Source organism: Okeania hirsuta, assembly GCF_003838195.1.
In the GTDB taxonomy this organism is placed as follows: domain Bacteria; phylum Cyanobacteriota; class Cyanobacteriia; order Cyanobacteriales; family Microcoleaceae; genus Okeania; species Okeania hirsuta.
Genome location: NZ_RCBY01000469.1, coordinates 1 through 2,731 on the forward strand (window position 1 = coordinate 1; position 2,731 = coordinate 2,731).

Consider the following 2,731-nt stretch of genomic DNA (forward strand, 5'->3'; position numbering starts at 1 on the left):
GGCTTTATTCACTCATTGAGATGCACCCTAATTTTCTGGATTTGTAATTTCTCCCATAAATAGAATAGTGCCAGAATCATTCTCTGTAATTGTCAAAAAGAAGGGACGATCGACTAACATATCAACAGGTATCTCTGCACTTCTTACTCCCATAGTTATACTGGTCGCTGCTCCTGCTTCTGTTCCTGCTTCATTAACTTCCACAAATGTTTTATGTTTAATTTCATCTATATATAACTCTGGTGGAATAGGACGCATCCCAGAAAAATCAGCATTATTTTTGTTAAAAGCTATCTCCATTCCTAAAGATTTCAACGCATCATTGAGGGTAATTTCATATTCGGTTTTAAATTTTGGCAAGCCTAGATTTACTTTACAATAGTCAAATTGCAGCATCCAATTTTCCCAGTTTTCCTCATTTAAAATTTGATAAAATCTGTCTAATCCTACTTTTTCTTTGGGAAGGAATATATACATACTTACTCCTCCTTCTCCATAGGGTAAACTTACTGCCTGAAATTCTTCATCTTCGTAATATAAATATCTAGATGATTGAAACATTATTGGATGTTGTTTTTTTGTGCCATTCGGTAGATAAAAAGGTTGTTCTTTTGTGGAATATTCTGCAAATTCTTGCTCCCAATTGCCTTGAAAATAAATAGCATTTAACAAAACCATCACTGTATTAGGTTCGAGTTTTTCGATGATTTTATCAATTTTGCCCTTAGTAATATCGTTGACCCAATTGTTGATAATTTCAGGACTTCTAGGATGCTCGAAGTCTATTTGACTTACCTTGCTCTGATAAAAATTTTGATTTCTTTGCATAAATGTTGGCTCAAAAGACATCCCTTTTTTGGTCCATATTGAGTTGGCAATATCTAATTTAATGTCTGGATTTAAACTATTTAATAAAATGCCTAATTCTTTGTTTGCTTGATTAACTTCTTCTAAACTCATTCCCTGAAAATTTAATGCTTTAGTCATAGCATCTCTGGTTTTTCCTTCGGCACCGTTGTAGGTCATTGATAGAGCGATCGCTATACTGCTCGGAGAGATAAAAATATTTTTATTTGATTGTGATTTTTGAATTTCTGAAAATAGTTGAAAGGCAAATCTATTATTAGCGGAAACTAATTTCATACTGATGTCCATATCTTCTATTTTAGCGAATATATTCTGTCGGGAATTTGTCTGATTATCAGTATGAAATTCCCGATTCCTTAACTTTATTGCAACTCCAGGCAAATTATAGATACTAATAATGATAATTATAGCCATCGTCCCTAGAGACATTTTTGCCGAAATGGCATAACATTTATTTAAAAGTTCTTTCAACATTTTCTTACCCCTACTGGAGTCAATAACTAACAATGACAATCGATCTAATTTTCAACGGTGCTAACTTATTTGTATTACCATTTTGGACATTAATAATATTTTTGCCTAACTGGAAAGTTACTCGCAAAATCATGGAATCTTTTATTCCGTTTGTATTATTAGCCGTCCTTTATCTTTACCTACTTATTAGTAGTATTACCCCTGAATCTGCTGCTGCTTTATCCAACCCTACTTTGCCAGATATTGCTAAATTCTTTGGAGAAGAATCTGCTGCAGCAACAGGATGGATTCATTTTCTGGTCATGGATTTATTTGTCGGTCGTTGGATTTATTGGGAAGGACAACGTACTGGTGTTTGGACTATCCACTCAATAATTCTTTGTTTATTTGCCGGACCTTTTGGCTTATTATCTCATATTTTAACCTATTGGATTAGTCAGAAATTCTTCGGTAATTTTACAGAGGGTACAACTAAAACACCCACTGTAGAACAAGTTTCAACAATTAATAATTAATAATTAATAATTAATAATTAATAATTACCTCTCCTTGAAAACGGATAGGATTGACTAATAATGAAAATTTTTTCTCTCTTGGTCGATTGGATATGGCGAGGAGACCTCGCCATCCCTCGACCGCTTGTTTCTCCTTGAAAGGAGAGGCTTTAAACCTTAATTATTCAGTAAAATTCAGGGGGTGTATTTAATAGACATCTCTAATAATCAAAAATCAAATAAATTGTCGTACAGAAATTATCAATTATTTCTCCCTACTCCCTACTCTCTCTTTTCTCGAGAAGTCTAATAGTTTGTTAATTTTATAGATTCTTAATTAATCTTCAGTAGTTTCTCATACCTGACTAATATTTTGAGAGTTAAATAAATAATGTAAGCATTTCCTGCGGAATGCTTACTAAATAATTATTGGATTTGAGATTTGAAGTGGTAGTTCATTAATGGATAATGGATAATTACCTCTCCCTAAAAGGGAGAGGATTGACCAATAAGGAAAAAATTTATTTTTTTCCCCTTTCAAGGGGAAGCTAATAAAGCTGAATTGTTTAATTATTTAATTATTTAATTATTAATTATTCGGTAATTTATGAGTTCTTGAATACTGGGAATAGTGGGGGGGGAAGGTTTGAAGATGCGGAGTTGATATTCTGGGATATTCCCCACTAATTAATACTATTAAATATCGTATTTTTTTGATATTAAAGCTATTTATTAATCTACTTTTAGTAGTAAGCAATTTTTCCTTCTGCCTTCTGCCTTCTTCTGTTTAGGGCGATCAAACACGAAGTGGCCGATAGTTGACTATCCATCAGCAATTTTCCCTTCTTCCTTCTTCCTTCTTCCTTCTTCCTTCTTCCTTCTTCCTTCTTCCTTCT

General features: G+C 33.1%; 2 protein-coding genes. One reads left to right on the forward strand and one right to left on the reverse strand.

From position 1 onward, the window contains the following. Window positions 1–27 precede the first annotated feature (27 nt). Complete coding sequence (locus D5R40_RS31890) at window positions 28–1,341, reverse strand: serpin family protein (protein ID WP_240039155.1); 1,314 nt, start codon at window positions 1,339–1,341, stop codon at window positions 28–30. A gap of 32 nt (window positions 1,342–1,373) precedes the next feature. On the opposite strand from D5R40_RS31890, the gene D5R40_RS31895 reads away from it, so the two are divergent. Continuing rightward, complete coding sequence (locus tag D5R40_RS31895; protein ID WP_124147062.1) at window positions 1,374–1,856, forward strand: ABA4-like family protein; 483 nt, start codon at window positions 1,374–1,376, stop codon at window positions 1,854–1,856. The last annotated feature ends 875 nt before the right edge of the window (window positions 1,857–2,731 follow it).

Excerpts from the sequence above, each read along its gene's own strand:
- D5R40_RS31895 (WP_124147062.1), top strand. The coding sequence starts at position 1,374 with ATGACAATCGATCTAATTTTCAACGGTGCTAACTTATTTGTATTACCA.
- D5R40_RS31890 (WP_240039155.1), bottom strand. The coding sequence starts at position 1,341 with ATGTTGAAAGAACTTTTAAATAAATGTTATGCCATTTCGGCAAAAATG.